This is a genomic window from Microbulbifer mixtoriginis (SeqCode) (genome assembly GCF_052467515.1).
Window position 1 is genome coordinate 3,120,648 of the sequence record NZ_CP174314.1, and the last position, 25,014, is coordinate 3,145,661.

General features: G+C 46.7%; 30 protein-coding genes. 4 read left to right on the forward strand and 26 right to left on the reverse strand.

The features are described 5' to 3' along the window. Positions 1 to 161: 161 nt before the first annotated feature. The 5 genes from ACJJIT_RS13475 to leuC all read right to left on the reverse strand — a co-directional run bounded on the left by ACJJIT_RS13475 (position 162) and on the right by leuC (position 5,735). Positions 162 to 1,157, reverse strand: coding sequence for an Asd/ArgC dimerization domain-containing protein (locus ACJJIT_RS13475; RefSeq protein WP_252085161.1), 996 nt, complete (start codon positions 1,155 to 1,157; stop codon positions 162 to 164). Between the two features lie 190 nt (positions 1,158 to 1,347). Next, on the reverse strand, positions 1,348 to 2,463 hold the full coding sequence (asd, locus tag ACJJIT_RS13480; protein WP_444898717.1) for an aspartate-semialdehyde dehydrogenase: 1,116 nt from the start codon (positions 2,461 to 2,463) through the stop codon (positions 1,348 to 1,350). An 87-nt stretch (positions 2,464 to 2,550) separates the two neighbouring features. Then, complete coding sequence (leuB, locus tag ACJJIT_RS13485) at positions 2,551 to 3,609, reverse strand: 3-isopropylmalate dehydrogenase (protein ID WP_444888918.1); 1,059 nt, start codon at positions 3,607 to 3,609, stop codon at positions 2,551 to 2,553. Between the two features lie 30 nt (positions 3,610 to 3,639). Then, on the reverse strand, positions 3,640 to 4,287 hold the full coding sequence (gene leuD, locus ACJJIT_RS13490; RefSeq protein WP_252085158.1) for a 3-isopropylmalate dehydratase small subunit: 648 nt from the start codon (positions 4,285 to 4,287) through the stop codon (positions 3,640 to 3,642). Beyond that, positions 4,287 to 5,735 (reverse strand): 3-isopropylmalate dehydratase large subunit, encoded by a 1,449-nt coding sequence (gene leuC, locus ACJJIT_RS13495; protein ID WP_444898718.1) that lies wholly within the window; start codon positions 5,733 to 5,735, stop codon positions 4,287 to 4,289. Before leuC ends, leuD begins: the two co-directional genes overlap by 1 nt. A gap of 154 nt (positions 5,736 to 5,889) precedes the next feature. Between leuC and ACJJIT_RS13500 the strand changes: the two genes are divergently transcribed. From ACJJIT_RS13500 to ACJJIT_RS13510, 3 genes are all read left to right on the forward strand, one after another. Continuing rightward, entirely contained in the window at positions 5,890 to 6,762 is an 873-nt protein-coding gene (locus tag ACJJIT_RS13500; RefSeq protein WP_252085156.1) for a LysR family transcriptional regulator, read from the forward strand. A 210-nt stretch (positions 6,763 to 6,972) separates the two neighbouring features. After that, positions 6,973 to 7,710, forward strand: coding sequence for a TIGR04219 family outer membrane beta-barrel protein (locus ACJJIT_RS13505; protein ID WP_444885614.1), 738 nt, complete (start codon positions 6,973 to 6,975; stop codon positions 7,708 to 7,710). Between the two features lie 237 nt (positions 7,711 to 7,947). Continuing rightward, on the forward strand, positions 7,948 to 9,000 hold the full coding sequence (locus ACJJIT_RS13510) for an NAD(P)H-dependent flavin oxidoreductase (RefSeq protein ID WP_444898719.1): 1,053 nt from the start codon (positions 7,948 to 7,950) through the stop codon (positions 8,998 to 9,000). A 521-nt stretch (positions 9,001 to 9,521) separates the two neighbouring features. Here the strand turns inward: ACJJIT_RS13510 and ACJJIT_RS13515 are convergent. The 21 genes from ACJJIT_RS13515 to ACJJIT_RS13615 form a co-directional block, all read right to left on the reverse strand. Beyond that, positions 9,522 to 10,277 (reverse strand): sporulation protein, encoded by a 756-nt coding sequence (locus ACJJIT_RS13515; RefSeq protein ID WP_444898720.1) that lies wholly within the window; start codon positions 10,275 to 10,277, stop codon positions 9,522 to 9,524. Between the two features lie 324 nt (positions 10,278 to 10,601). Further along, the gene (locus ACJJIT_RS13520) at positions 10,602 to 10,787 is read right to left on the reverse strand and encodes a hypothetical protein (protein WP_444898721.1); all 186 of its coding nucleotides are present in this window, start codon (positions 10,785 to 10,787) and stop codon (positions 10,602 to 10,604) included. 171 nt (positions 10,788 to 10,958) lie between these two features. Next, positions 10,959 to 11,330 (reverse strand): VOC family protein, encoded by a 372-nt coding sequence (locus ACJJIT_RS13525; protein WP_444898722.1) that lies wholly within the window; start codon positions 11,328 to 11,330, stop codon positions 10,959 to 10,961. Between the two features lie 380 nt (positions 11,331 to 11,710). After that, on the reverse strand, positions 11,711 to 12,232 hold the full coding sequence (locus tag ACJJIT_RS13530) for an adenylate kinase (protein ID WP_444898723.1): 522 nt from the start codon (positions 12,230 to 12,232) through the stop codon (positions 11,711 to 11,713). Positions 12,233 to 12,652: 420 nt separating this feature from the next. Then, positions 12,653 to 13,168 (reverse strand): hypothetical protein, encoded by a 516-nt coding sequence (locus tag ACJJIT_RS13535; RefSeq protein ID WP_444898724.1) that lies wholly within the window; start codon positions 13,166 to 13,168, stop codon positions 12,653 to 12,655. Between the two features lie 432 nt (positions 13,169 to 13,600). Then, positions 13,601 to 14,068, reverse strand: coding sequence for a GNAT family N-acetyltransferase (locus ACJJIT_RS13540; protein WP_444898725.1), 468 nt, complete (start codon positions 14,066 to 14,068; stop codon positions 13,601 to 13,603). Then, positions 14,050 to 14,247 carry a hypothetical protein gene (locus ACJJIT_RS13545; protein ID WP_444898726.1) on the reverse strand — a complete coding sequence of 66 codons (198 nt, stop codon included), beginning with the start codon at positions 14,245 to 14,247 and terminating at the stop codon, positions 14,050 to 14,052. The genes ACJJIT_RS13540 and ACJJIT_RS13545 overlap by 19 nt, the downstream gene beginning before the upstream one ends. Before the next feature lie 751 nt (positions 14,248 to 14,998). Then, a complete protein-coding gene (locus ACJJIT_RS13550; RefSeq protein ID WP_444898727.1) occupies positions 14,999 to 15,388 on the reverse strand; it encodes a hypothetical protein in 390 nt (129 codons plus the stop codon). A gap of 170 nt (positions 15,389 to 15,558) precedes the next feature. Next, complete coding sequence (locus ACJJIT_RS13555; protein WP_252085146.1) at positions 15,559 to 15,921, reverse strand: hypothetical protein; 363 nt, start codon at positions 15,919 to 15,921, stop codon at positions 15,559 to 15,561. Between the two features lie 170 nt (positions 15,922 to 16,091). Then, positions 16,092 to 16,421 carry a hypothetical protein gene (locus ACJJIT_RS13560; RefSeq protein ID WP_444898728.1) on the reverse strand — a complete coding sequence of 110 codons (330 nt, stop codon included), beginning with the start codon at positions 16,419 to 16,421 and terminating at the stop codon, positions 16,092 to 16,094. A 112-nt stretch (positions 16,422 to 16,533) separates the two neighbouring features. Further along, positions 16,534 to 16,962 (reverse strand): hypothetical protein, encoded by a 429-nt coding sequence (locus ACJJIT_RS13565; protein ID WP_444898729.1) that lies wholly within the window; start codon positions 16,960 to 16,962, stop codon positions 16,534 to 16,536. Between the two features lie 75 nt (positions 16,963 to 17,037). Then, positions 17,038 to 17,664, reverse strand: a complete 627-nt coding sequence (locus ACJJIT_RS13570) for a hypothetical protein (RefSeq protein WP_444885628.1) — start codon at positions 17,662 to 17,664, stop codon at positions 17,038 to 17,040. A 78-nt stretch (positions 17,665 to 17,742) separates the two neighbouring features. After that, entirely contained in the window at positions 17,743 to 18,300 is a 558-nt protein-coding gene (locus tag ACJJIT_RS13575) for a hypothetical protein (protein ID WP_444885629.1), read from the reverse strand. Positions 18,301 to 18,412: 112 nt separating this feature from the next. Continuing rightward, positions 18,413 to 19,000, reverse strand: coding sequence for a GNAT family N-acetyltransferase (locus tag ACJJIT_RS13580; RefSeq protein WP_444898730.1), 588 nt, complete (start codon positions 18,998 to 19,000; stop codon positions 18,413 to 18,415). Between the two features lie 616 nt (positions 19,001 to 19,616). Then, positions 19,617 to 19,919 (reverse strand): hypothetical protein, encoded by a 303-nt coding sequence (locus ACJJIT_RS13585; RefSeq protein ID WP_444898731.1) that lies wholly within the window; start codon positions 19,917 to 19,919, stop codon positions 19,617 to 19,619. A gap of 76 nt (positions 19,920 to 19,995) precedes the next feature. After that, positions 19,996 to 20,385, reverse strand: a complete 390-nt coding sequence (locus ACJJIT_RS13590; protein ID WP_444898732.1) for a hypothetical protein — start codon at positions 20,383 to 20,385, stop codon at positions 19,996 to 19,998. A 108-nt stretch (positions 20,386 to 20,493) separates the two neighbouring features. Next, positions 20,494 to 20,847, reverse strand: a complete 354-nt coding sequence (locus ACJJIT_RS13595; protein WP_444898733.1) for a hypothetical protein — start codon at positions 20,845 to 20,847, stop codon at positions 20,494 to 20,496. 78 nt (positions 20,848 to 20,925) lie between these two features. Beyond that, a complete protein-coding gene (locus ACJJIT_RS13600; protein ID WP_444898734.1) occupies positions 20,926 to 21,363 on the reverse strand; it encodes a hypothetical protein in 438 nt (145 codons plus the stop codon). A gap of 508 nt (positions 21,364 to 21,871) precedes the next feature. Beyond that, complete coding sequence (locus ACJJIT_RS13605; protein ID WP_444898735.1) at positions 21,872 to 22,183, reverse strand: DUF2695 domain-containing protein; 312 nt, start codon at positions 22,181 to 22,183, stop codon at positions 21,872 to 21,874. Between the two features lie 122 nt (positions 22,184 to 22,305). Further along, entirely contained in the window at positions 22,306 to 22,548 is a 243-nt protein-coding gene (locus tag ACJJIT_RS13610; protein WP_444898736.1) for a hypothetical protein, read from the reverse strand. 99 nt (positions 22,549 to 22,647) lie between these two features. Beyond that, complete coding sequence (locus tag ACJJIT_RS13615) at positions 22,648 to 22,842, reverse strand: hypothetical protein (RefSeq protein ID WP_444898737.1); 195 nt, start codon at positions 22,840 to 22,842, stop codon at positions 22,648 to 22,650. Positions 22,843 to 22,971: 129 nt separating this feature from the next. Between ACJJIT_RS13615 and ACJJIT_RS13620 the strand changes: the two genes are divergently transcribed. Next, positions 22,972 to 23,919 (forward strand): IS30 family transposase, encoded by a 948-nt coding sequence (locus ACJJIT_RS13620; RefSeq protein WP_444898738.1) that lies wholly within the window; start codon positions 22,972 to 22,974, stop codon positions 23,917 to 23,919. Positions 23,920 to 25,014: the final 1,095 nt, after the last annotated feature.

Genomic DNA, 25,014 nt, shown 5'->3' on the forward strand with positions numbered 1-25,014 from the left:
ATCTGAAAAGCGCGCCTTCAGAAAATCCCCATTACTGAACAGTAATCGTTCGACTATTTGACCGCCGTGCAGGCGGCCACCAACCTTGGCGATTATTTCGCCATTTGCAGCCGAACCAAAGTTAAGATAACACCTTCACTATGGCGGCTAAGTATTAAGTATCAGTAGTTTTTTAGCAACAAGTGAGCAATTTGTGCACAGTTCATTGCAACGTCTTTGCGCAGATTATCCGACACCGCACAAAGATTTATCTGACGCTTGCCCAAAAGGCTTTGGCGCAGGCGACCGATGATTGTCACGTCACTGCCCACAGCGTTTTCCGCCGAGGGTTGCTCTGCCAACTGAAGGCGCACACCATTGGCTAACAATGCGCGTATTTTTTCCAGGTCCACGTCTTCGCGTAAAACGATACCCAAATTGGCCAGCTGCCCGTGAAACACAGAAACGGTGTTAATGCTGGCATCCACCGCGACGTTATCGCCGAGCAAACGGCGCAAATCGTGTATCAGCGTCAGTTCGCCGAGCGTGTGGCCACTGGCGAGTAGGGCTTCACTGGCACTGAGCTGATTAAACGCGAGGCGGTGCCCAATGGCAGGGTCGACTTCCGCTTCCTGACCGCTGAACATACGCGCTGTCTGCGCCGCTGTGGCATCGATGGCGGCTTTACCCAGTGCGGATACAGGCTGATTGAGTTGCACCTGTACACCCTGCAGTTGTTCTGCCAGTGGAAATAGCGCTTCGGCTACCATGGCCGCACCGGCGCTGGGCAATGCCACCAGACGGCGCTCTGCGTTAGCCAGTTCCGCCGCATTAAATGCCGGATGGATCAGGGCAACGCTCTCATCGCCGCGGGTATTGTTGGCCGCATCCACCACCCAGGCACCACTGTTTTCAGCGCTGGTCATCGCCGCGTTAATGGCATCGCTGGAGTCCAGCAAAATCACCACCTGCCCCTCAGCAAAAGCGAATTTTTCCAGGGCTTGTACAGAGATACTGCGATTGGCGAACACCTGGGGGTCCACTTCGCGCTCCTCGCTCTCCAGCAAACACAGCTGCTCGGCGGTAATAATTTCCCGCTCCTCCAGGATTTCAAGCAGAGGGGCAAAGGCGGCGTTATCAACACCGACGATGACCAATTCGCGGGCGGCTTCGGACATGGCTATTCACTTCGTTGAGTTGGAAAGGAAAAATGAGGGGGCGATTATACCCGTGGGGAAAAATCGAAAAAGCCGCTATGACAACCAGTAGCGGCTTTTTACTTGATGGGGTTCACAGCTTGGCAAAATGTCCTCTATTAACAAGTGCTGCAATAAGCGCCTCCAGATAACTTATACCAAACTGTACCAGTTACAGCTTACCCAGCAAAATCAGCAATATACGGCGCAGCGGTTCTGCCGCCCCCCAGAGTAATTGATCGCCCACAGTAAAGGCATTCAGGTACTCTGGGCCCATGCTTAACTTGCGCAGGCGCCCCACCGGAATATCCAGCTTGCCGGTAACCGCCGTAGGCGTCAGCTGTTGCAAAGTGGCTTCACGCTCATTGGGTACTACATTAACCCAATCGTTAGCACTGTCCAGCAACTGCTCGATTTCTACCAGCGGCAAATCCTTTTGCAGCTTCACGGTAAAGGCCTGGCTATGGCAGCGCATCGCGCCGATACGCACACAGGTGCCATCTACTGGAATTGGGCTCTGGGTTTGCAGAATCTTGTTGGCTTCCACCTGGGCTTTCCACTCCTCACGGCTCTGGCCATTCTCCAACTGAGTATCAATCCAGGGCAACAGGCTGCCGGCCAGAGGCGCGCCAAATTGCGCAGTGGGGAAATCTGCCGAACGCATGTCCGCAACCACCTTGCGATCGATATCCAAAATGGCGCTGGCAGGGTTTTCCAGCTCTGCTGCCACGCCGTCGCGGATCGCACCCATCTGTGTAATCAGCTCACGCATATTCTTGGCGCCGGCACCGCTGGCGGCCTGGTAGGTCATGGCACTCACCCACTCCACCAGACCGGCCTTGAACAGTCCGCCCAGAGCCATCAGCATCAGACTGACAGTGCAGTTGCCGCCGATAAAATTCTTCTGCCCGACAGCAATTGCGCGGTCGATCACATCGCGGTTGACCGGGTCCAGTACGATTACCGCGTCTTCCTGCATACGCAAGCTGGATGCCGCATCAATCCAATAGCCCTGCCAGCCGGCCTCGCGCAGGCGAGGGAAAACCTCTTTGGTGTATTCACCGCCCTGGCAACTGACAATGGCATCCAGCCCTGCCAGCGCATCAATATCGTAGGCATCTCCAAGTGGCGGCAGATCGCGGCCAATATCCGGCGCCTTGCCGCCAGCATTAGAGGTGGAGAAGAAAATCGGTTCAGCGATATGCGCAAAGTCGTCCTCGGCGCTCATGCGTTCCAGTAATACCGAGCCGACCATTCCACGCCAGCCGATAAAACCTATTTTCTGCATTGCTTTGTCCTGTTAGTGATGTGATCAGCGTGCGCCACCGAGAAAGCGGCGCGATAGTAAAAAAGGTAAATGTGTGACGCCACGCGCTTACAGCGCGGCGACAACAGCGGCACCCATCTCCGCCGTGGAAACATTACGGCAACCTTCTGTGTAAATATCAGCGGTGCGCAGCCCCTGTTCCAGTACTTCACTTACCGCAGCCTCAATGGCATCCGCCGCCTCCCCCATATTCAGGGAATAACGCAACATCATCGCCGCAGACAGGATAGTGGCAAGGGGGTTGGCAATGCCCTGCCCGGCAATATCCGGGGCGGAGCCATGACAGGGCTCATACAGACCAAAACCATTTTCGTTCAGAGAGGCAGACGGCAGCATCCCGATAGAACCGGTGAGCATGGCAGCGGCATCGGAGAGGATATCGCCGAACATATTGCCGGTTACCATCACATCGAACTGCTTGGGAGCACGCACCAACTGCATCGCGGCGTTGTCAACGTACATATGCGACAGCTCCACATCCGGATACTCCGGCGCCAGGCGGTCCAGCACTTCGCGCCAGAGCACGGTGACTTCCAATACATTCGCTTTATCGACGGAGCAGAGCTTGCCATTGCGCTTTTGCGCCGCTTCAAATGCGGAGCGCGCGATACGCTCGATTTCCGATTCGCTGTACACGTAGGTGTTGTAACCCTGGCGCTCACCATTTTCCAGGGTGCGAATTCCGCGGGGTTCACCAAAATAAATTCCACCGGTGAGTTCGCGCACAATCAGAATATCCAGCCCAGCCACCACTTCGGGCTTGAGCGAAGAGGCGTCGGCCAGTTGCGGATAGAGAATGGCCGGGCGCAGATTGGCATAGAGGCCGAGCCCGCTGCGAATTTTCAGCAACCCCTTTTCCGGACGAATTTCACGCGCCAGGGTATCCCACTGGGGCCCACCGACAGCGCCGAGCAATACCGCATCACATTCGCCTGCGGCCTTGAGCGTTTCGTCGGTGAGGGGCTCGCCGTGCGCATCGATGGAGGCACCACCAATCAGACCCTGCTCAAAGCTAAGGCCCAAATGGTATTTGCCGGATACGACCTCCAGCACTGCCATGGCCTGTTCAACAATTTCCGGGCCAATGCCGTCACCCGGCAAGATCATCACTTTCTTTGTCACAGGAATTTCCTTTAATTATTGAACCGCATCGAAAAGCCACGGGGCTTTTTCTCGTCGAGCCGCCTCATAGGAGCGGATATCATCAGCGTGCTCCAGGGTCAGGCCGATATGATCGAGGCCATTGATCAGGCAGTGCTTGTGGAAGGCATCCACCTCAAAGGCAATCGCCTCACCACAGGGCTTATGTATATGCTGCTGCTCAAGATCGACCGTAAGCGTGTAACCTTCCTGTGCGTGAGTTTCCTCGAACAGGCGGTGCACGACTTCTTCTGGCAAAACGATTGGCAGCAACCCATTTTTAAAGCAGTTGTTAAAGAAAATATCGGCAAAGCTGGGTGCAATGATTGCGCGAAAACCATGGTCTTCCAGCGCCCAGGGGGCGTGCTCACGGCTGGAGCCGCAGCCAAAATTTTCCCGCGCCAGCAGCACCGAGCCCCCCTCATACCGGGGGAAGTTCAGAGGAAAATCCGGGTTGATCGGGCGGTTTGAGCAGTCCTGGCCGGGAAAACCCTCATCCAGATAGCGCAATTCATCAAACAGATTGGGGCCGAAGCCAGTGCGCTTGATAGACTTCAGAAACTGCTTGGGAATAATCAGATCCGTATCCACATTGGCTCGATCCATGGGCACTACAAGGCCCTGGTGCTGGGTAAATGCTCTCATCAGGCCATCTCCTCTTGCGCTTGCACTGGTGCCATCTCGCGCACATCAACAAAGTGTCCGGCAATCGCCGCCGCAGCTGCCATCGCTGGGCTAACCAGATGCGTGCGACCGCCGTAACCCTGACGCCCTTCAAAGTTGCGGTTGGAAGTGGAGGCGCAGTGCTCTCCAGCTCCTAATTTGTCCGCATTCATTGCCAGACACATAGAACAGGAGGGCTCGCGCCACTCGAAACCGGCTTCGACAAAAATTTCGTGCAGCCCCTCGCGCTCCGCCTGGGCCTTGACCGCCTGGGAGCCCGGTACAATCAATACCTGCTTAACACTGTCGGCCTTGCTGCGGCCCTTGGCTACAGCGGCGGCGGCGCGCAGGTCTTCAATACGGGAATTGGTACAGGAGCCGATAAAGACACGGTCGAGGCGAATATCACTGATCTTCTGCCCGGCACTCAGCCCCATATACTCTAAAGCTCTCAGCATGCCGGTACTCTTGGTGGCATCGGTTTCAGCGGCGGGGTCCGGCACACTGGCGCTGATGGGCACAACCATTTCCGGCGAAGTCCCCCAGCTCACCTGGGGCTCAATTTCCTCACCTTGTAGTACTACAAGGTGATCAAAATCCGCATCGTCATCGGAGTGCAGATGACGCCAGGCCTCAACTGCCCGATTCCATTGTTCGCCTTTTGGCGCGTAGGGCTTGCCTTTCACGTAATCGAGGGTGATCTGGTCTACCGCCACCATGCCCGCGCGGGCACCGGCTTCAATAGCCATATTGCACACGGTCATGCGACCTTCCATGGACATCTTGCGGATGACTTCGCCACCGAACTCAATGGCATAGCCGGTACCACCGGCAGTACCGATCTTGCCGATAATTGCCAGTACCACATCTTTGGCAGTAACACCGGGAAGCAGAGTCCCATCCACACGCACCAGCATATTCTTCATCTTGCGCTGGATCAGGCACTGGGTGGCCATTACATGCTCCACCTCTGAGGTGCCAATACCGTGGGCCAAAGCCCCCAGAGCACCATGGGTGGAGGTGTGGGAATCACCGCATACGACCGTCATTCCCGGTAGAGTGGCGCCGGTTTCCGGGCCAATCACATGCACAATACCCTGCCCCGGCTCATTGATACCGAACTGCACCACGTCGAAATCCCGGCAGTTCTCATCCAGGGTCTGCACCTGAATACGGGAGATATCATCGCGGATACCACTGACACCGGCGGCGCGTTCAGCGCTTTCGGATGGCACATTGTGATCAGGAGTAGCGACCAGGGAGTCCCTGCGCCAGGGTTTGCGGCCAGCCAGACGCAGCCCTTCAAAGGCCTGGGGGGAAGTCACCTCATGAATCAGATGACGGTCGATATATATCAGTGCGGAGCCATCGTCACGGGTCTTGATCAGGTGGTCCTGCCAGAGTTTGTCGTAGAGTGTTTGCCCTGTCACAGCCGTTCCTCTCAATAATTGTGACCCCGAGTCTAACTAGGCCTAGAAAATAACACCAATTTATATTTATTATTCAATCTATTCCTTTATGGAATTTGAACTTTACTCTGAGGCGCTACCGTGGCCAGAGTTCCCTTATTAGGAGGTATACCGATTGGAAATTCAGTGGTTGAGGGCATTCCTGGCAATTGCCGAGCAGGGCTCGGTATCCGGGGCTGCAGAACAGCTGCACCTGACCCAGCCCGCGGCTAGTAAGCGCCTCGCAGCCCTGGAGCAGCAGTTGCAGGCCCCGCTGTTTGACCGCATCGGCCGGCGCCTGCAACTAACCGATGCCGGGCGCGCCCTACTGCCCCGCGCTCGCCATATCCTCAACGAAATCAGCGATACCGAGCAGGAGTTGCGCGCCCTTGGCAATAATGTCAGCGGCAGCCTGCGTATCGCCACCAGCCACCATGTGGGCCTGCACCATCTGCCGCCAGTGCTGAAGGAATTCAGCAATCGCTACCCACAGGTTGCCCTGGATATCGACTTTGTAGATTCTGAGCAGGCCTACGAAGCCCTAATGGCCGCCAAGTACGAACTGGCCGTAGTTACCCTGGCCCTCAAGGATTACCCCCACCTAAACGCACAAGTCATCTGGCCAGACCCTTGTGTGGTAGTGGCTGCACCCGGCCACCCACTCACCAGAATCCCTGAGCTGGAACTGGCTGACCTAGCCAACTACCCCGCGATCTTGCCGGATCTCAACACCTATACCGGGCGGCTGATCAAGCGGGAGTTCGACGCCTTGGGCTTAAAGCTCACCGCCAAGCTCGCCACCAATTTTTTGGAGACGATCAAAATGATGGCCTGTGTCGGACTGGGCTGGAGCGTTTTACCCCAAACCTTGGTGGATGAGAGTTTGGCGGTATTACCGGTAAAAAAATTGCAGGTCCTGCGTAACCTCGGCGTAATCAGCCATCGTGGCCGCACGCTCAGCAATGCTGCCAGCGCACTGCAGCAGATGCTTTTTGAAGCAAACCCGTGAATTTCTATTTGGCAATTGGTTGATCGAGATTCCTTCTAAATTCATGCCACTTTTCTGACATGACTTCACACTTTTTCAAGGAAACAGAAACATCTTATAAACGTCAGTTCGCTCTATTGGCCGACAAATTTGTAAAAATGTGCAACTTACAGCAACAGAAAAAAAATAACCCTGTACACTCCGCGACAAATTTATCACGGAGAGAAGCTCATGAAGAAATCTGCTATTGCACTGTGCGCCCTTCTCGGCAGCGCTACCGCCAACGCGGATACAGTTCTCGGTTTTGATGCCAGCATCGGTGCCTGGCTGCCAAATTACAACGGGGATATTGGTAAAGATGATTTCAATGTAGATGAGCTTTCCCTCAGCGAGGACCACATCACCTTTATCCAGGCCGCACTGGAGCACCCGATCCCCTTAGTACCCAATATCATGCTTGCACACAGCAATATTGATACCGATGGCAGCGCTGAACTGCAAAGCACTGTGACTTTCGACGATGAAACCTTCCAGATCGGCGCAACCATCAACACCGATCTCGACCTCACCCATACCGACGCCACCTTCTACTATGAAATTCTGGATAACTGGGTAAATCTGGACTTGGGAATTACCGCGCGTAAGTATGACGGTGAGTTTACCGCCATTAGTGAAGACCGCGCCGAAAATATCCAGCTAACTGGCTATCTGCCAATGGCTTACGGAATGGCCCGGTTTGACTTGCCATTTAGCGGCTGGTCCATTATTGCTCAGGGCAATGGCACAGCTTATCGCGGCGATACTCTCACAGATTTCACTGCAAAAGTTCGCTGGGATTTCGTACCTGCTGTGGACCTGGCGATTGAGGCCGGCTACCGCGTAATGACCTTAAACCTCGATGAGCTGGATGACCTGCAAAGCGATATTGAAATCAAAGGGGCCTATATTGGCCTCAACCTGCACCTGTAAGCCCAAGCCCTGAATCATTCACATCGATTCGCAAATTACTTCCGGCACGCGATAGCTAGCGCGCCGGAATTCCCCTAAGGTGGGTTCATCATTTCGCCCCTTGAGATACCGCAATGCGAAGCACGAACCTCTCTCAACATCACCGCTTAATATCCCGCTAGGTATTCCTGAGGGCCGCAGAAACACAGTAAACTCTCCAGAGTTTCCTTTGAGCATGAACAGCGAGGCGAGCGGGCAGTGCAACCTTTTCTGCAAACACTAGGAATTTCCCACCCCATTCTTCAAGCACCAATGGCCGGTGTATCTACCCCTGAATTGGCTGCGGCCGTCTCCAATGCGGGCGGACTCGGCGCCATCGGGCTCGGCCCCTACTCCCCGCAAAAAGCCGCCGAAAAAATCCAACAAACCCGTGCACTTACTCAGCACCCTTTCAACGTCAATGTCTTTTGTCATCAACCTGCAGTTGCAGATGCCCAACGTGAGGACACCTGGCTCAATTTCCTGGCTCCATATTTCTCAGAATTAGGGGCAACACCTCCACAAACATTACACGAACCCTACCCAAGCTTTCTTGGTAACCGCGAGATGCTTGAGATGCTCCTGCAGGAAAAGCCCGCAGTGGTAAGCTTTCATTTCGGATTGCCCGATCAAGCCACAATCAATGCTTTAAAAAATGCTGGTATCACCCTGATTGCCACCGCTACAACCCCAGAGGAAGCAAAATCCGCAGAAGAAGCGGGAATGGATGCCTTAATTGCTCAAGGTATAGAAGCCGGTGGCCATAGAGGGGTGTTTGTACCTGAGGAAGACCGGGAAATAGGTACACTCGCTTTGGTTCGCCTGCTTTGCTGCCAAAGCAACCTGCCTATTATTGCTGCAGGAGGCATTATGGATGGAGCCGGAATACATGCGGCTCTTTCCCTGGGCGCCAGTGCTGTGCAAATGGGAACCGCATTTATACTTTGCCCAGAGTCCGCCGCTGACGAAAACTACCGAAAAGCACTTAAAAGTGAGCACGCCCATAACACTGCTGTTACTGCGAATATCTCTGGGCGCCCTGCTCGCGGTATCTCCAACCGCTTTTACACTGATCTAAACCACAACGCCCCGACAAGACCTGACTACCCAATCTGCTACAGTGCTGGCAAAGCGCTCGCCAACGCTTCAAGTACAGCAGACAGTGATAGCTTTGCCGTGCAATGGGCCGGCCAGGGAGCCCCTCTATGCCGGGCACTACCCGCAGCAGAGCTGATTACTACCCTGGTGGCCGAACTGGAAGCCACAAAATAAGCTGAAGGGCATCAGCGGGAAAAGATCGCTATCTTATTTCCATCCAGATCGTGGAAATAAGCCCCTCAGAAGGCTCCAGGGTCTCTATGGCCAAGTTCACCTTCGCTCACAACACCCAAGCTAAGAGCCATAAAATACGATCAACCTCCTTTTTATTTTCGGCTTTAAGAGCAACCATAGTGCCATCACCAAAGTTGGCAGACTCATTATTGAACGGCACAGTGAGCGCGAGTTTCGTAGAGGAGTTGAGAAATTCCCAAAAGACCACTCTACCAGACGCATAAATTTCCTTACACCCAAGTAAGCTAATTAACCGACCATAAAACTGCGAGCCTGCTCCAGGTTATTGGCACCAAGTGAAATATGTGAAATCACTACAATCACTCCTGTTTAGGGTAATTGACGTAAGATATTGTTTTTAGGAACAGCGAATCAAAATATAGCCGGGCTATTACCCGGCAACATTTGGTTTATTGTTGATCATCTGAGGCTATCGCCCGAAAGTTACATAACAATCGAGGTCAGCGGGAGAGAATTGCCCCAACCGCAGTTTGAACCTCATTATCACCAGCATTGATACCGAGGCAGAAAGACCGATATTCATCACCGCTCCCGCCAAATCTACGGTCAATCTCGGCCAGGCAATGCACCATTTCACCATCCAAAATAAATGAAAGTTCTATTTCCTTCGCCCCGAAGAAGCCACCGCCCTTAAATTCAATTTCTTGGTAGCACCCAGATTTAGAAGAAAAAGCGCCCCCATTCAAATAGCCCTTTTCAACATCTGTCTTCACCAAATCAAAGCCTTCGCTCTCAATCATTGCAATAATAGACTGCACCACCGGCAAGGGCTTTATTTCCAGATAATCTCGATCCTTAGGATCAATGGCAAAATCAATATCCAGTGCCGTTTCCAACCAAACCCGACACTGATTCTTTCGAGCCACCAATGCAGTGATGGGTGTCTCATCGTTTAGTTTGAATTCAAAGGGAATCTCTCTACCCTCACCAGCACCAATGGTAAATGGCTCCATAATTCTTACAGCGCTCAAAATCATGTTGACATAGCTAGTACCATTGTCATTTTCAACTTTTACTTCGGTACAAAGCTTTAAGTTAATAGCTTCAATCGCCTGTTCAATATCACCCCCCTGAACATGGACATTCCCCGTGATTAGTCCTCCCTGAAATACACTCGCGCTTTCCAGTACCGTATCAACCTTAGCCGCACCAATTCCCAGAGAGGCCTTTAACTTCTGCAACATAATTTCTACCAACAATTAAAACTCATCGACCAAAACTAAACACAGCACCTACGATAAAACAAGCAGGATCACACAAGTGGAGCGCAGCGGCAGAAAAAGTCTTCCTTAGTCTAATAATGATTACACTGCATAATCACTCAAATAAATAACCCTTCAAATAAGAATAGAAACCAATGAAAAACCATCATCTACGAATAAAACCGATTATCAGATAAAACAAACTATCAACAATTATCACAACCAAGAAAACGAAAAAGCTATATAAAAATGACCGCCCCCAAGATAAATCAAACTGCAGACGCAACATAAACAAGGGTACGATAAAATACAAAAGCGCTAACGGAACCAAAACCGCTTGTCAATTCCAATTATTCCAGCTCCAATATTGGCCAATAAGATCAGCAGTGCCGGCACAAGAACAAAAGCTATAGATGCAAACCCATCCAACCCTCGATCTTTACCCCGCTCAAGGAACTTTAACAAGATAAAAACCACACCTGCCGATATCGATACTTGAAGCATAAATTTCTCCACCTATGTATTTAAAAGCAGCATATTGATTGACTCTTAGCGCACCACAATAAACCCCAATATACATTCGAAAAAATCACTACGGACAATAAAAACGCAGGTAAACCTTTCACATTTAAGGACAGTGTATTGAATTCACATTAACCCCACAAACAGTAGCATTTAGTCCGCAGAAGATACACGGATAACATGACCATCAGGATCCTTAACCAAGAAGGTCTCACCAAAAACATCTGTATATAAGTCTTTATATATATTTATCCCAGCATCAGCCTTCCACTCTTTATAAAGCTCTTTCACTTCGGTATCAGTCTCAAGATTAATACCAATCTCTGCAAATCTTGGTGACTCATGCTCTGGAGACTCGCCACCTGACCAAATAGCAAAATCCGCAACCCCATCAACCTTAAAAACTACATATCTAGGGCTTGCAAAGTAGGGTTCAAAATTAAATAAATTCTGATAGTATTCAGCAGAGTGCTGTATATCCGAAACATAAATTAACTGTAAATTGGGCTTCCTGATCTTTATCATGAATACATACCTTTAGTTGTGATTCCAAAACATCCGAAATAAACATGTAACAGACAATTCTGCATTAAGCGTACTATAAATACAATGTATACTCTATCTGGAATTATATAGAAATCACATGAAAAAAGGGCTGGTTAAATCAACATTTATAAAACATAAGTTAAGACTCAGAAAATCCAAGCAATCGTTTTCATTAATTTTATAAGTTTCATCACTTTAAAATTCGAAAACTGATAAATGAATATTCCTACTGACCACCTCAGACTTACCCACAGATGTCGATTCAAGATCAACCAGAAGCTTACTGAAGGAAAAAAATTCGACACTTTCAGAAAATCCGGATATAGAAATTTTTGTACCACATTACTAAATGTGATTTATTACACATTTTTCTCAACGAAGCTATTTAACTCAGAAATCGATCGAATAACATACAACTTTTTATTTGCCGATAGCTTTTTCAACCTTTGTAAAAATCTATCATTCCAAAATTTTGGGCAGAACTTTAATATTTTGTAGCTCTCAAGCGTTCCCTTTAAAATGGAACTCCCATTAGGCCAGCCTTCTGGTTTCTTAAACAATCCTGTAAAGAGCCGCTTCGTCACCAACCAATAGGTAACAAAGTAAGGTAAATCTATATAAACAAGCGTATCGGCTTCGTCTAAACGCCTATTAAAAGAATCCAATGAGCTTATTGGCCCAAAGCCTTCAATAATCCACTCTTCGGAAGCGAGAATGTTCCCGTGAGTCTCTTCATAGCTATGAAGATCTACCTCTTGACCACTCTGCTGATATAAAATGGAATCCAAAGCATACAATTTTATACCCGTTACTGACGCTAGCTTTTTACCTAAAGTAGATTTCCCATTAGCTGGCTTGCCAAAGATCGCTATTTTTTTCATTCCAGTTCCTTCATCTAGTGCAACCCCCAAAGGCAGAAACAAAAAACCCGCCTCTTTGGCGGGTTTGATAAATTAGCAACACATCAACAATCCCACCATTCTTATGGAATGATAAGAATAATTCGAGCAGTTGGTTGCGTTGAAATTGTATTCATTTAATCATCTTGATTTAAGCACCACTCAATGTCAACCGCTTGCCTGATAAAAATACCTCACCGGACTGCTCTTTGCCACCTTCCCTCTAGGCATTGGAGATACCAGCCTAAAAACTAAGAAATAAACAACCACTAAAAACTGTGTCAGTAATTTCTTAGCTTATAGCGTCAATATAGTTTGTGGCAAAACTTTGGCGACTTTATTATACCCTTTACAATAAAGTCGCCGAGCTTGGAATCACGATTGATGCTGTTAAGAATTTTCTTATTCCGAGAAAGCTACTGTTTTGTCAACCAAGCAGCCATTCACAGATTTGGGCTCATTAAGTTTGTCAATAAGCCAACACTCTTCATAGATTGAACAATAACAGAGCTCTATACCTATAAATTTATCGGCTTCGTCAAATTTATCCAATTCTTTCCCTGTATAGGATAATGGCTTAACCGTATTTTGTGGCGACAGTATTCTATTACTAATGTGGGATTGAGTAATACTAGGTAAATTTGGAATGTCATTCCTAAGTTTGATAGGCTCAGATTTGTATTGAACTATCCCATACTTAATTACAGCAGGACCATTCCCACTATTCGTTACACTATACTCAAAACGTGTGGTGTTAAAATTACGATGTATTTCCAACCTTGGCCAAACAGAAGCTCGAGCATAAGCACGATCTACATAAGCAGAATACATGCTAACTATAGCCGTAACGAAACTAATGAATAGAGCTGAGAAAGCAACAATCATCTCAGGTTTTTTGTACCACTTCACATTATCCATGCATTCATATTCCTAAACTTTGGCTCTATCAGCCACATAGCCAATTAACATTGCCAACAGGAGCAGCCAGACCATTTACGGTCAAAGCGGGCTGATCAACCAACTGGCTCCCTGCCAACCATTTTTGACTGGCTACAGCCTGGTAAATTTGCAGGGTAAAATAGCATATTTTCCTTACCAGTTAACTATCTGATTAGCACTCCACAATGGAGCATCAGGCTTGTAGGACTTATTGATTTAAAAGAAAGGCACTTGAATGAAACTGCACTAGCAGTTTGAAGGAAAACTCTCTGGGGAAATGTACTCAGGTAGAGATTGAAGCTTGCAGCAACTACAATCCTTCCAAAAATTGACCGCCACTATAACCGGCATTCTAAATACGCGCTATAGCGCAGCGGAAGCATACTTCAAAATATCTGATTCATTGCCTTGTTATACGGTGAGCTCTCTCTCCATTACAAGGACTTCTAAGCCGCAATAAGTAACTTTTTCTATTGGATTCCAACCCAAACAACTATAAAGACCGCCGTCTAGATGCTCCGTTTGGAGATAGAGCTTCGACACACCAAGCTGTTCTGCTAGTGAGATGATTCTGTCAATGATTGCTTCTGCGATTTTCTTTCCGCGATGGGACTTGGAAACATACACACCACCGAGCCAATGTTCCTTTTCTGGGTAAATAGTCATTTCACGATATTTCAACTGTGCCGCACCCAAGATTTCTCCTGATTCAACTGCTATAACGAGAAGTGGTATTTTATCGGTGTTTAGGTAGTCAGAAAGCGATTCTCGAGTTTTAGCCAGGCTATTGCTTTCCCTTAGGTAACCCCATTCCGTAAAATACCACTCCGCAACAATTGGTAACGCTTGTTTATTCTCGGCTAATAGTTGCAATTCCATCTCTCAACCTTTCGTTTGCGGTTTGCCTCATAATATTCACATGCGGCGGTGAAGCGTAGCGTAAGCCGCTCGGCGACGATAGCGGCGAACAACATGCCTTCGTTAACTGATTTAACACCCACCATCACCACCCCCTCCATCTCCAAAACCTCCAGAATCACCACTGCTAAAGTGACCATCAGAGCTAGAGCCCTGAGTTACTCCAAACTTCACTATAAACCACAGTACACTAGAAATTAGGAAGCCCGTAAATACTAACGGAGCGAAGACTGAATTAAGCAAAGTTTCGGAAGTTAGATCTATCATGTGCCAAGCTCCAACTAGACCAAAAAAATTTATTGTGAATGATTTCATTTACTCTCCTTGTATCACTTAACGCCTCGCAAAGGGACGCGCAGTGTTTTGGCTGTCCCTGCGACCAAAGGGAGCGATTGCTGCGGATTGCTATGTGTTATATTTTACCCACGAAAGATACCTTCTGAGAATTTCCATTTGCCGAGCCATAAACCTTGAAAAATTAACTGCGCTCCATAATATGAATGCGAGAAGCACAAGTAGTTAATAAATATGGAAGACTTAGGCAATAAAATTCCCCACAATATACACCAAAATCACAGCCGCAAATACAATCCCTGACGAATGGCTTCTTCGACAAAAGCTAAAAAACTAGCTTTCCTTATTTTCCATCAATAATGAGCCTTAATCCTTGAGCTGAATTAAAAGATCTCACATAAAGCTCATAATAAAGCCTGCGAGGCATCTCTAAGAACGAACCCACACGCGAATGTTCAATTTTAATCCAATGTAACACTCTTAATTTCCCTTAATTTTAATGTGATACCAAACGACGGCAAAAAACTAACACCACGCTTTATGGCTAGTTTAGAGTGGAACAGAAAACCAGTCCGACAACATGCATTGTTAAGTGGTTCACTCAAGTGCAAGGTCATTTGATTTACCGTAAGCACCACACAGGCAACACATTTCTGGATACCAAAACACTTGTAAGAATGGAATATGCCCTTCAATCTTTTTAAGATCGAAAGTAGAAACATACTCAGTGCCTCTTTCTTTTAAATGAACTCTTTTTGAATATTCACCGAACCTATGCTCAGAATTTTCAGGATAGTATTCTATAGTAGCTTCAGCTCCGTAATTTAAGCCCTCAGCATTCATAGAAATAGTCGCCTGGAATGTATTCGATTCAATCTTTTCTACTTTAATGAGCTTATCAAACTCAGACCCCATTTTAGGAGCGGTACAAGCAAACGCCAAACTAGAAGCAACCAGACATACAAGTGTGATTAGAAATCGATTCACAGCTATTCACTTAACGTAAAGCCAACTTGCGCGGGTGTTCTAGTACGAAGCCGGTTAGCACAATAAAGTTATTACTTTAGCACTTAAATCAAAAAACCCCTCAAACCCCTTACGCCTGGTTCAACGCCTCGTTATGCGCCTTTCCACTACCTCACACAATACCATTGCCACTAGCGATCAGGGATATCACCAAAAAAACCTATTACACAAGATACTTTTCCTTGCCCATCTATTTCTGTTACATCAAACCCAGCCATAAGTAACTTGCCTTCCTGATGTATAGCCCAATGGTAGCGATGAAACCCATGCTGAGAATCTACTCCGCTAGTTCGAGAGTAAACCGCACCTGGAAGCTTTGATTTCACTTCATGGACATTTTTTTCAAATCCATCAATACCAGAGACATCAATGGACGGATCAACAAACCGGACATTGTTACTTAGGGCATTTTCAAGGTGATCGCGCACTTTGGTAGAGTCAGGCTCGTTCCATGCCGCCAGCATATAGTCGAGTGCTTCTGGGTAGTCTGCCATATTTTCTTTCTCAAATATCTAGAAAAATTCAGGGTTCAAAAAACGTGATCGCATAACGTTTTGCTCAGCAGGCACCGGAAAGTGCTACCGTAGCGTAAAGCACAAAACGCCCAGGGTGTAGGTGATCGGATACGGTAACTTGTTATGTACTGTGGATAGCCAATAATAAATCAAAAGCATTGCTTTCTTAGCTCCTTAAATAGTTCTTTGCCTTTTTCATTTAGTTTACCTTCATGCCGACCACAAACTTCGATATAAGGTGAATTTATGTGTATTGCTTTAATAGCTCGCTGCCGAATTGCTTCGAATTTTGGGTTAGCAATCACACAGGCCTCAAAGTAATCCCAGCGCTTGTAGTCAACATCATCCTTGATCCATGACTCAAGAAGATTTGCAACCTCCTCTGGCTCCCACTCAACCGAACGCACCTTCCACTTCTTAAATAAGCAGAAGGCAATAACAGCCAAGCCACCTAAGCCCAGCCAATATAGAATGCTCATATTGATTTACACATAACGCCTTGCTAAGGGGCTGCCGAAACGCAGTGTAGGCTGTCCCACGGAGCCCGTGTCTTTTGCGGCCGGAGTGTACTTGAGCAACTTGTTATATGGCTCAATGCTCTGCAACCCCAAATTGAGACAACATATTGGAAGGCAACGAAAACTTAACCTGGTCATTGTGCGTGGTTAGCTGCGTTTCACCCTCGAAAAGAGTTAGCGAAACTGAATATGTTTGGTTGTTTTTAACGCCAGGTATTACTGGTGACTGCAACTGAAGCTCTAATGTGCCAGGCTCAATGGCTCCCTCAGCATAAACCGGTCTGCCATTTGGGATAGTGCTTTCGAAAACCGCTTTATAGGAAGTGGCAGATTCACTGGGCTTGAGCAGGGTATATATCATTGCGTACTTGACGCCTGCATTGCGCTCTATAAGAAAGCCGCCGCCTTCTGTTTTGACATATTCTGATATAGATGGTGCTGGCATATTGGAACCGCACGCCGACAAAACCAATACAAATAGTGAAGTTAGAAATATTCTCATTCGTTCTCCAATGGTGGTTTGGCCATATAACGCAGTAAGCACCGGAGAGCGAAGCGAGTCCGGTGCCTTGCTTTGTTATACCTGCTTTGTGAAAGTTTCTAACAAGCGATTGAAAATTTGGTACTCTCTGTTTTTTACAGTTTCTTCGGATGGGTTATACATACCATCAAAGGACCTAGAAATATCGGCCTCGACCACATAGTACCCTTGGTTAAGGTATACCACCCCACACAAAAGCCACTGAGATGGCCCCATTTTGAAGGCTACGTAAAAACCTTTATTGCCATTAATCTCGATTTCAGTGTTCACGAGCTGCTCCGCCGTGTGAACCTCCCGATAGGGCTGCATTTTGGTTAATTGATTAAACAGACCTTCCGAATGTTTAGATATATCGTCAATAGAAGGAGCATTAACTAATGTGACATGATAATAATTAATATCAAACGCAGCTGGCCCAAACACTACCTTTGTGTACTTTTCTTCCTGGTGTTCGTGAACCTTTGTGTACGTCCACTCGTATCCATCAATGCTTGGAGGATGCGGCAAGCCCACCTGAAACACACGACCCTCGGCAATATACATATCGCCTTCGACCTCTCCTTCTAGAAACTTTGGCGCTGGTACAAGGCCTCCAATAATTCCTCCCGTTCCAGAACACGCTGTTACAAACACGCACAAGAAAAAAAGAACGACTTTTTTCAATTTAGTTCTCCTTTGTTTGAAGAGGTATAACGCCCAAAGCAGCGCGGCGACGCTTGCGGCGTCCGCTGCCTTTACTGGTTATGTGCTGATTGCCGTAATACACTCTTCTCTGGCCTTCCAAATCTCTTCAAATTCAGATTCACCATATTCATTCCGAATGTACTCTTTATGAAATTCCTGCTTTTCCTCACCAATTCCACTTGGTTCGACGACTTTCTCAGAGAAGAAGTCGTTTATCACTTCATCGGCTTCAATTCCGTATCGTGTCAGATCCACTCTAACGCCTTGATAGCTAAGATAGCAATGAGCCTCTGGAATAAACTCAAAGCCATATTCAGTCAAGACATTACCAACACCAGGAGTGTTGGCTTCAGTCATGGGGTAAATACCAACAACTAAATCAATGCTGATTTCCAACTCATCGGCTAGCTCCTTTAATAAAGCGTGCTTTGTACTGCATGCACCCTGGCCTTCGGTTAAAATAAGCCTCCAATTAGCTCTATCGCTCGTTCTACCGTAAGGTAATTTCCATACATACTCGCACGCCTCATGAAAACTCGACAATCCAAGCTTACTAAAAGCTTGAGACAGCTCACCGGCTTCTGATAAATTCCTATTTGGTAGAGATTCGTACATAAAATTTCTCACTACACATAATGCCGTGATATGCGGCGGGCACTGCGAAGCGACGACCGTCCGATGGAGGCCCACAGGGCCGGAACAAACATCATCACCTTGTCATATGGTTTTATATTTCAGCCTTCATGAGCAAACAGCCACCTTTATGAGGAATAAGCTCATGTGACTCCAATTTGATATTTTTTACTACTCTAAATCCTTGGGTTTTATAAAGGCCAATAGCTCGAATATTGTCAGCAAACACAATGAGACTAAGTTCATTGTAACCGTCATTACTTGCTTTTTCTTTTGTATGATTTATCAATGATTTACCAAAACCCAATCTTCGATACGATTCTTCAACACACATAGCATCGAGAAAATAGCTTCCTTCAACTCTACTGGTATAAAACTCTCTGAACCTTTCAATTCGATTAGCTGGTAAAAAGTTTGTTAATTCTTCAGTTATACCGTGATAGTGCGCCGGATATGAGAGGGCCATTCCGATAATTTTTTGATCAATTTCAGCCACAATAGCACTGCGAAAAGTATGAGGGTAAACATCTTGTTCTAATCCATCACAAAGTAGCTGCAAAGCAGAACAACCCGGTATCAAATTGTGAAAAAGATATTCAACTGCACCGTCAGATGCCAAGTAATCAAGTTCAGCTATACGTTGACAGTCTACTTTAGTTCCTTGCTTATAATTTACGTTCATTTTTCATACCCTGAACATTTTTGATTAGTGGCACCGCCATATAATGCCCCAATAAGCGGCGGGCGCAAGCTGTTCTATATTTTTGATCACAGCTTGTGACTGTCTGACTTCAACGGCTTGTTATGTGTTTTACGCCAGATGACCACCAATACTAACTCCTAAGACAAATGCCGTTAATGAAGACGCAGCAAAGATATATAACACCCAATTTGGCCAGATAGAATAAATGTATCGACCAGACCTTGGATCAAATTTAGTGTACCAATTCGTTTTATAACTGCCGCTTCTACAATCACTTACAATACTAAAGAACAACAACATGAAAAGCACCTGAACAAACCACCAATAAAATGATTTAACATCAAAACTAAACAACTCCAACCCCGACAAAAACCCTAAACAAACTAAAACAAATGGGGCTACAAAACCGTAAAACAAATGATACAAAATTAACCTACTTCATTGATTACGTATTCAGCATTAATATTGGTGACTATCGATAAAAACACATAACGCCGTGCTAAGCGGCTGATTTTTATTGGTTTAATTTTGTGTCATTTAAGCACAAAATTGAAGCGACGAAAATGAGTCCGACTTGAGCGCCTTGTTATGCGCATTACTCCCAAGTAACCTCAGATATGCCGAATTCACTTAGCTCATTAAAAACAGGCGTGAAACATGGTTTCTCGAATCTTATTTTAGAATTAAGATTTTCAAATGCATCCTGTGCTAGCGAACCGATAGCTTGCCAAGGCAGATCTGCTGAATTAAACCAGACGCTGGTAAAGTTGGTTTCCTCAATATTGTGTGTAACAACTACGGGAAAATTCGACTCCTTGCCACCTAGCAGCACCACAATAGATTCACCAGAGTTTTGTATATCGCCAACAGTACGAAATTTACTTTTTAAAAATCCCAATATTCTATCCGTGCTTGAATTCTCTATGTAAATTTCCATGGTCGATTACGTATAACGCCCAAAGCAGCGGCGCGCGTTAGCATGTCCTGCCCGAAGGGCGTTGCTGCCTTTGCTTGTTATATGTTTGGCTGAATGCGAAGTGATAACCAACGCATACAACGAAAATAAAACTGCCAATATTTAAGGCTTGTACGTATAAAAACCAGATGATTGGGTTTTGCTCAATAGTTGGTTCGGAGTGCCCAAGGGCGATTGAATGTACGCTAGGTATTAACATGTGCGCAACCCTTGAGGCGGTAACTAATATTCCTGCGAAAAGTGAAAGCCCAGATAAAATGGAGCGCTCTCTATAGAACCACACTAATGATGCAGCAAATAGAAAGAAGGGCATAAACCAAGCAGTAAAGTCGTTAATGCCACCAAATAGCTGCCAAAATGTTGTCGGGCTATATACATGATCTTCCATATCTATTTACACATAACGCCGCCAACACGGGCCGAAATGGAGCAGCGAAGCTGCGGAATGTAGGTCCAGCCAGCTTTGCTGGCGGTCGTGCTTGGCTTTGTTATGCATTTATAACTCGCTGATGATTTCGACAATTTCAAGCTCAGCAACTTTATGCGAGCCACCCACCAAATATGCTCTTTGGCCTATTTTGACTCTTTCGCGGATCATGTCGAAGTAACCACCCTTATCCTCGTAGATTGGCTTTCTAATAATGGCCGTACCTTCATCCAGGGCTTCCCTCTCTCCCCCTACGATGTTTTCTTCAGACAGTGTTTCGAATTCTGGATAAAGCGCAAAGACATATCTGTTTCCCGCGTCAGATTCGAATTTCAAATCACTGCGAAGAGTGTTTGAAAGCTTACACTGCGTATTAAGTTTTCTATACCGAACGCGAAAATAGTAGTCTTCTTTATCGAACATTACTTTGGGCTCGCAGGTGCATAACGCCAAGCTCACCCGCGGAGGCCCGATAGCGCCGGAGTCGGGTGCAGCTTCTTGTTAACCCTTTTTATTTGAAACATGACTTTGAATTTGGTCAGCAATGTTTGCGTAAACTGACTTTAGCTTATTTGGGTCCAGTGTTGATTGAAATTCAATAACTAGGCCCTTAAAGCCATTTTGCGTTGTGCTAATAACGAGTTCCATTGACGTGTTTTCTTGGAACTGATGTAAGTCTATGCCAGCTTTTGCAAGTTCTGAGCTTAATTGTGCCTCGTTGAGAGAGAAGCTCCCCAATTTTTCTTGTAACTCCTGAGCGCTAGAAACTGACAACTCGTTTGCAGGAATCTTGTAATCAAATCCTCGTGTTACAGCTGGCTCTATGATGCCGCTCTTTACAGCTGCATAGATAAGTAAGATGACGAGTACAGTGCCATTAGCGAATTTGGAAAGCTTTGACTTTCCAAGTGTGATGAATGGTTTTCTTTCTTGAGTCATTACTTTCCTCGTTGGGTTAACGTTGCCAGCAAGGGCAGCCGAAGCGAAGCGTAGGCTGTCCAGCCCAGCCACCGGCTGGGCGATCTTGCCTGGCCTGGTTATAGCTGGAGCACACTGAACGACCTACTTGCTCTCTGCCAGCCAACTTTGGCTGGCCACTGCCCGATAAATTTACAGGGAAAAATACCATACTTCCCCCACCAATTAACTAGCTGATTGGCACTCCACAATGGTGCAACTGACTTGCAGGGCTTGTTGACTTAAAACGAAGGCACTTGAACGAAACTATGGTGCCAGATTGCAGGAGAACCCTCTAACGAAGCGTGTTCAGGTAGAGATTGTTACTTGCAGCAACTACAAACCATCTAAAAAATGACCGCCACAATAACGCCCCGCGCAGTGGCAGACAAGTTGGAGCGTCTTTTGGGCGCATAATGGCGCAGCCATGCCCAAAAGGTGCGGACACTTGACTGTCCCAGCGACCAACGGGAGCGATTGACGCAGCTTGTTATGAGTTTTCGTCAAGGTGCCACCCAACAATATCGCCAACATCATCGTAGACATTGTAAATAACCTCACAGTCGCAGAAGCCGCCGTGCTCGCCAAGCCAAGGAATAACTATCTCTGGGTTAATTTTCTTAGACTTTAGGAACTCAATTGTTTCTCTAAGGGTGTGGTCACATGCCGGGGCGGATTCACGGTTTAAATAGGACAGCAGATCCTTTAGTTCATTAATATCCAATGGGATAGATACTCGAATTTCATCCCGCTCATTTTGCCTGTATTGAGCCTTTAGTTTCTTCTTCTGCTCTTTATCCATGCTTAAGACTCATAACGTTGCCAGCAAGGGCAGCCGAAGCGAAGCGTAGGCTGTCCAGCCCAGTCTCCGGCTGGGCGATCTTGCCTGGCCTGGTTATGCGTGACCTCGCACTGTGAATAAAACTATTTCTTTCTAGGGCCGCCTGCAAAGTAGCCAGCCAAAATTAGTATGACGGCAATACCAAGCGTGTACCACTTGCTAACACTAGGGCTATCTGAGGGAACAACCTTGTAATAGCCATTTTCCGGTGTAGATTGCACCCAACTCAGCGGAACAAAATCCACTAACTCAGGAATTCCTGTAGCTATTGCTATCAGTGTGTAAACAAAGATCGAAATCCCTAAGTAAAAAATTATCTTAGCCATTCTCAACCGGCCGCATAACGCCTCAATAACCCGCAGCTGAAACGCAGCGAAGCGGAGTGTAAGCTGTCGGGCGCCGAAGGCGCGTAGTTAATTGATTTGTTAAATGTAAGACCACCATGCACCTATGATAAGTAGAATTATTATTGCCACTTGGATTTTATTGGCTTTACTTTGTTCAGCTTTGGCTTCAGGTGTATCAGTCACTCCTACGTGATGATCGAACCCTCCTTCATCAAGATCTTCGTTGAAGATGATGAGCCCATTAATCAAAACAGCGATCATTACCAGTAACATTGCTGTTAGCCAGTAGAATCCCGTGAAGTACTGCCTAGATTCTCACAATAACCGACACACTTGGCGATAGCGAAGGAGGCCAGCTGGTTGTAGGCTAGTAAGCTTCCACACAAACAAGCCAGGAACCTCATGGGAACCCGTACCAACCAGCTGACCTTGAAAGAACGATACCAGATTGAGGTCCTTAATGGGCAAAACTATTCAGCCCGAGCCATTGGACTACGCCTCAATAGATCCAATAAGACCATCTCTCGTGAGCTTGGTCGTTACAGCCCTTACTGTGCCGAGAGTGCCCACCGTCAGGCACTGCAACGACGGCACGGAGCTATTAAACATACCAAGCTCGACTTTGCCATGCAGGTACAAATTGACCACCAGCTAAAAAATGCAAGTCCTGAACAAATCGCTGGGCGAATGCAGCTTGAGAGATGTGCGAAAACGGTTAGTTGTTCAACAATTTACCGCTGGGTCAGTCGACTTAACTGGAGGTCACGTCTGCCAAGGAAAGCCAAACCTTATCGGAAACGGGCAGGTTCCGAGGCAGGCGTAAAGCTTATTCCAGAGCGCATAGATATTGATCAAAGACCTGCGATTGTCGATGAAAACACTGAGATCGGTCACTGGGAAGGCGATACAGTTTATGGTCAAGATGGCTATCTGGTGACACTGGTTGAACGAGCTTCCAAATTATTGCTCACTCGCAGAGTCCCAAATAAGAGCAAGAAAACAGTGAGTCGGGCGATCAAGCAGATGTTGAAGCCATATCAGGCCATCTGTAAAACCATCACCTTCGATAATGGAGGAGAATTTGCAGGTCATCAATCGATTGCGCAGAAGCTAGGATGCAGAATATATTTTGCGAAACCTTACCACTCTTGGGAGCGTGGGCTGAACGAAAACACTAATGGCCTTTTGAGGCGCTTCTTTCCAAAAGGAGTGGAAATTGGCAAGATACCAAAAAGCCGTATTGATGACGCAGTGTTTCGAATCAATACTCGACCTAGGAAAGTACTAAATTACTTGAGCCCGCTGGAATTTTTGGCGGGTAAACGTGTGTCACTTATGTTGGAAATCTAGGCTGGATACCCAAACCAAATAGAAGACAAAAAGTAATCAGTATTGCTGCGGGCTTTAGGTCAATGCCATTCATCTTCGAGTACATTTAACGCCTCAATAACCGGCAGCTGGAACGGAGCGAAGCGCAGTGTGGGCTGTCCGGCGCCGAAGGCGCGAAGTTAATTGGCTTGTTATGTTTTTTCGCTCGCTAGGTCCTGTGCAACTAATAGCCTAACTTGGTTCATTCTACTGAGACCCTGCTTGTACTCTTGTAGTTCTGTGCGCTCAAATATTGGAGGTACGTCTGGGTTGATTCGATCTAGTTCGACACTAACCAAATAGGAGCCATTTATTAATACCATATATATGTCTTCGCCTTGATCTGGGGTCCAATGCAAAACATAAGCATTGTTCGTGTTGTGCCCCTTAGACTCTAGCGCATCACGGAGCCTCGAAGGAGAAGAGAAAAACTCGTTTGATTTCTGTAGCTCCTCCCGAAAATCCTTCTCCATTTTGCTTCCGATTAATTTCATCCACTCACACTCTCATGAAACATAACAGTTAATTCAAAGGCAGCGTCTACATATCACCCTTCTATATAATTCTGCTGTCCTCAATCAAAGCCAACTTAAAAACCTAGTAAAGTCAAAGAACTACATTGAGTGTCACAAAATAAAACAGGTAGATATATAGCAGCGTCTTTATAATTCCACTCTATCCCTGCTTTATATCACTTTTCACATCCCTTAAAAATCAACAAGTTATAGAATTTTCCCTAGAAATAGGAGCAGCGTCTTTTGAATTCTGGTATACGAAGCAGGGCTTAGCTATCAGTGCTGTATTTCACCAACCTACTATGCACACATGTCCTAACTGGAAGGATGCACTACCACGTAGAAAATTGGCTTTCTCAGTACACGGTCTTGAAGAATCGGGTACCTCCCTTGAAAAAATCAACAACTGTTTTTTTGGAGCAAAGAAAATTGAAAGCCCTTACCTCAAAAGCAAAACATCCCGCTTCTCTATTAAAGCTCTCATAAAATCACAGGGTCGCTAATAGCCATCTCTCCAGCGCTTGATAAGCCATCCATAGTGGTTTGTCCTCCACTCTGCTAT

What these genes read in the sequence shown, in the direction of transcription:
- ACJJIT_RS13595 (WP_444898733.1), bottom strand. Translation starts at nt 20,847, where the DNA reads ATGTTCGATAAAGAAGACTACTATTTTCGCGTTCGGTATAGAAAACTT.
- ACJJIT_RS13600 (WP_444898734.1), bottom strand. Translation starts at nt 21,363, where the DNA reads ATGACTCAAGAAAGAAAACCATTCATCACACTTGGAAAGTCAAAGCTT.
- ACJJIT_RS13475 (WP_252085161.1), bottom strand. Translation starts at nt 1,157, where the DNA reads ATGTCCGAAGCCGCCCGCGAATTGGTCATCGTCGGTGTTGATAACGCC.
- leuB (WP_444888918.1), bottom strand. Translation starts at nt 3,609, where the DNA reads ATGATCTTGCCGGGTGACGGCATTGGCCCGGAAATTGTTGAACAGGCC.
- ACJJIT_RS13580 (WP_444898730.1), bottom strand. Translation starts at nt 19,000, where the DNA reads ATGAACGTAAATTATAAGCAAGGAACTAAAGTAGACTGTCAACGTATA.
- ACJJIT_RS13520 (WP_444898721.1), bottom strand. Translation starts at nt 10,787, where the DNA reads ATGCTTCAAGTATCGATATCGGCAGGTGTGGTTTTTATCTTGTTAAAG.
- ACJJIT_RS13565 (WP_444898729.1), bottom strand. Translation starts at nt 16,962, where the DNA reads ATGAGAATATTTCTAACTTCACTATTTGTATTGGTTTTGTCGGCGTGC.
- ACJJIT_RS13525 (WP_444898722.1), bottom strand. Translation starts at nt 11,330, where the DNA reads ATGATAAAGATCAGGAAGCCCAATTTACAGTTAATTTATGTTTCGGAT.
- ACJJIT_RS13590 (WP_444898732.1), bottom strand. Translation starts at nt 20,385, where the DNA reads ATGGAAGATCATGTATATAGCCCGACAACATTTTGGCAGCTATTTGGT.
- asd (WP_444898717.1), bottom strand. Translation starts at nt 2,463, where the DNA reads ATGCAGAAAATAGGTTTTATCGGCTGGCGTGGAATGGTCGGCTCGGTA.
- ACJJIT_RS13505 (WP_444885614.1), top strand. Translation starts at nt 6,973, where the DNA reads ATGAAGAAATCTGCTATTGCACTGTGCGCCCTTCTCGGCAGCGCTACC.
- leuD (WP_252085158.1), bottom strand. Translation starts at nt 4,287, where the DNA reads ATGAGAGCATTTACCCAGCACCAGGGCCTTGTAGTGCCCATGGATCGA.
- ACJJIT_RS13605 (WP_444898735.1), bottom strand. Translation starts at nt 22,183, where the DNA reads ATGGATAAAGAGCAGAAGAAGAAACTAAAGGCTCAATACAGGCAAAAT.
- ACJJIT_RS13530 (WP_444898723.1), bottom strand. Translation starts at nt 12,232, where the DNA reads ATGAAAAAAATAGCGATCTTTGGCAAGCCAGCTAATGGGAAATCTACT.
- ACJJIT_RS13540 (WP_444898725.1), bottom strand. Translation starts at nt 14,068, where the DNA reads ATGGAATTGCAACTATTAGCCGAGAATAAACAAGCGTTACCAATTGTT.
- ACJJIT_RS13575 (WP_444885629.1), bottom strand. Translation starts at nt 18,300, where the DNA reads ATGTACGAATCTCTACCAAATAGGAATTTATCAGAAGCCGGTGAGCTG.
- ACJJIT_RS13535 (WP_444898724.1), bottom strand. Translation starts at nt 13,168, where the DNA reads ATGGATAATGTGAAGTGGTACAAAAAACCTGAGATGATTGTTGCTTTC.
- ACJJIT_RS13545 (WP_444898726.1), bottom strand. Translation starts at nt 14,247, where the DNA reads ATGGTCACTTTAGCAGTGGTGATTCTGGAGGTTTTGGAGATGGAGGGG.
- ACJJIT_RS13615 (WP_444898737.1), bottom strand. Translation starts at nt 22,842, where the DNA reads ATGTTACTGGTAATGATCGCTGTTTTGATTAATGGGCTCATCATCTTC.
- ACJJIT_RS13555 (WP_252085146.1), bottom strand. Translation starts at nt 15,921, where the DNA reads ATGGCAGACTACCCAGAAGCACTCGACTATATGCTGGCGGCATGGAAC.
- ACJJIT_RS13620 (WP_444898738.1), top strand. Translation starts at nt 22,972, where the DNA reads ATGGGAACCCGTACCAACCAGCTGACCTTGAAAGAACGATACCAGATT.
- ACJJIT_RS13560 (WP_444898728.1), bottom strand. Translation starts at nt 16,421, where the DNA reads ATGAGCATTCTATATTGGCTGGGCTTAGGTGGCTTGGCTGTTATTGCC.
- ACJJIT_RS13610 (WP_444898736.1), bottom strand. Translation starts at nt 22,548, where the DNA reads ATGGCTAAGATAATTTTTTACTTAGGGATTTCGATCTTTGTTTACACA.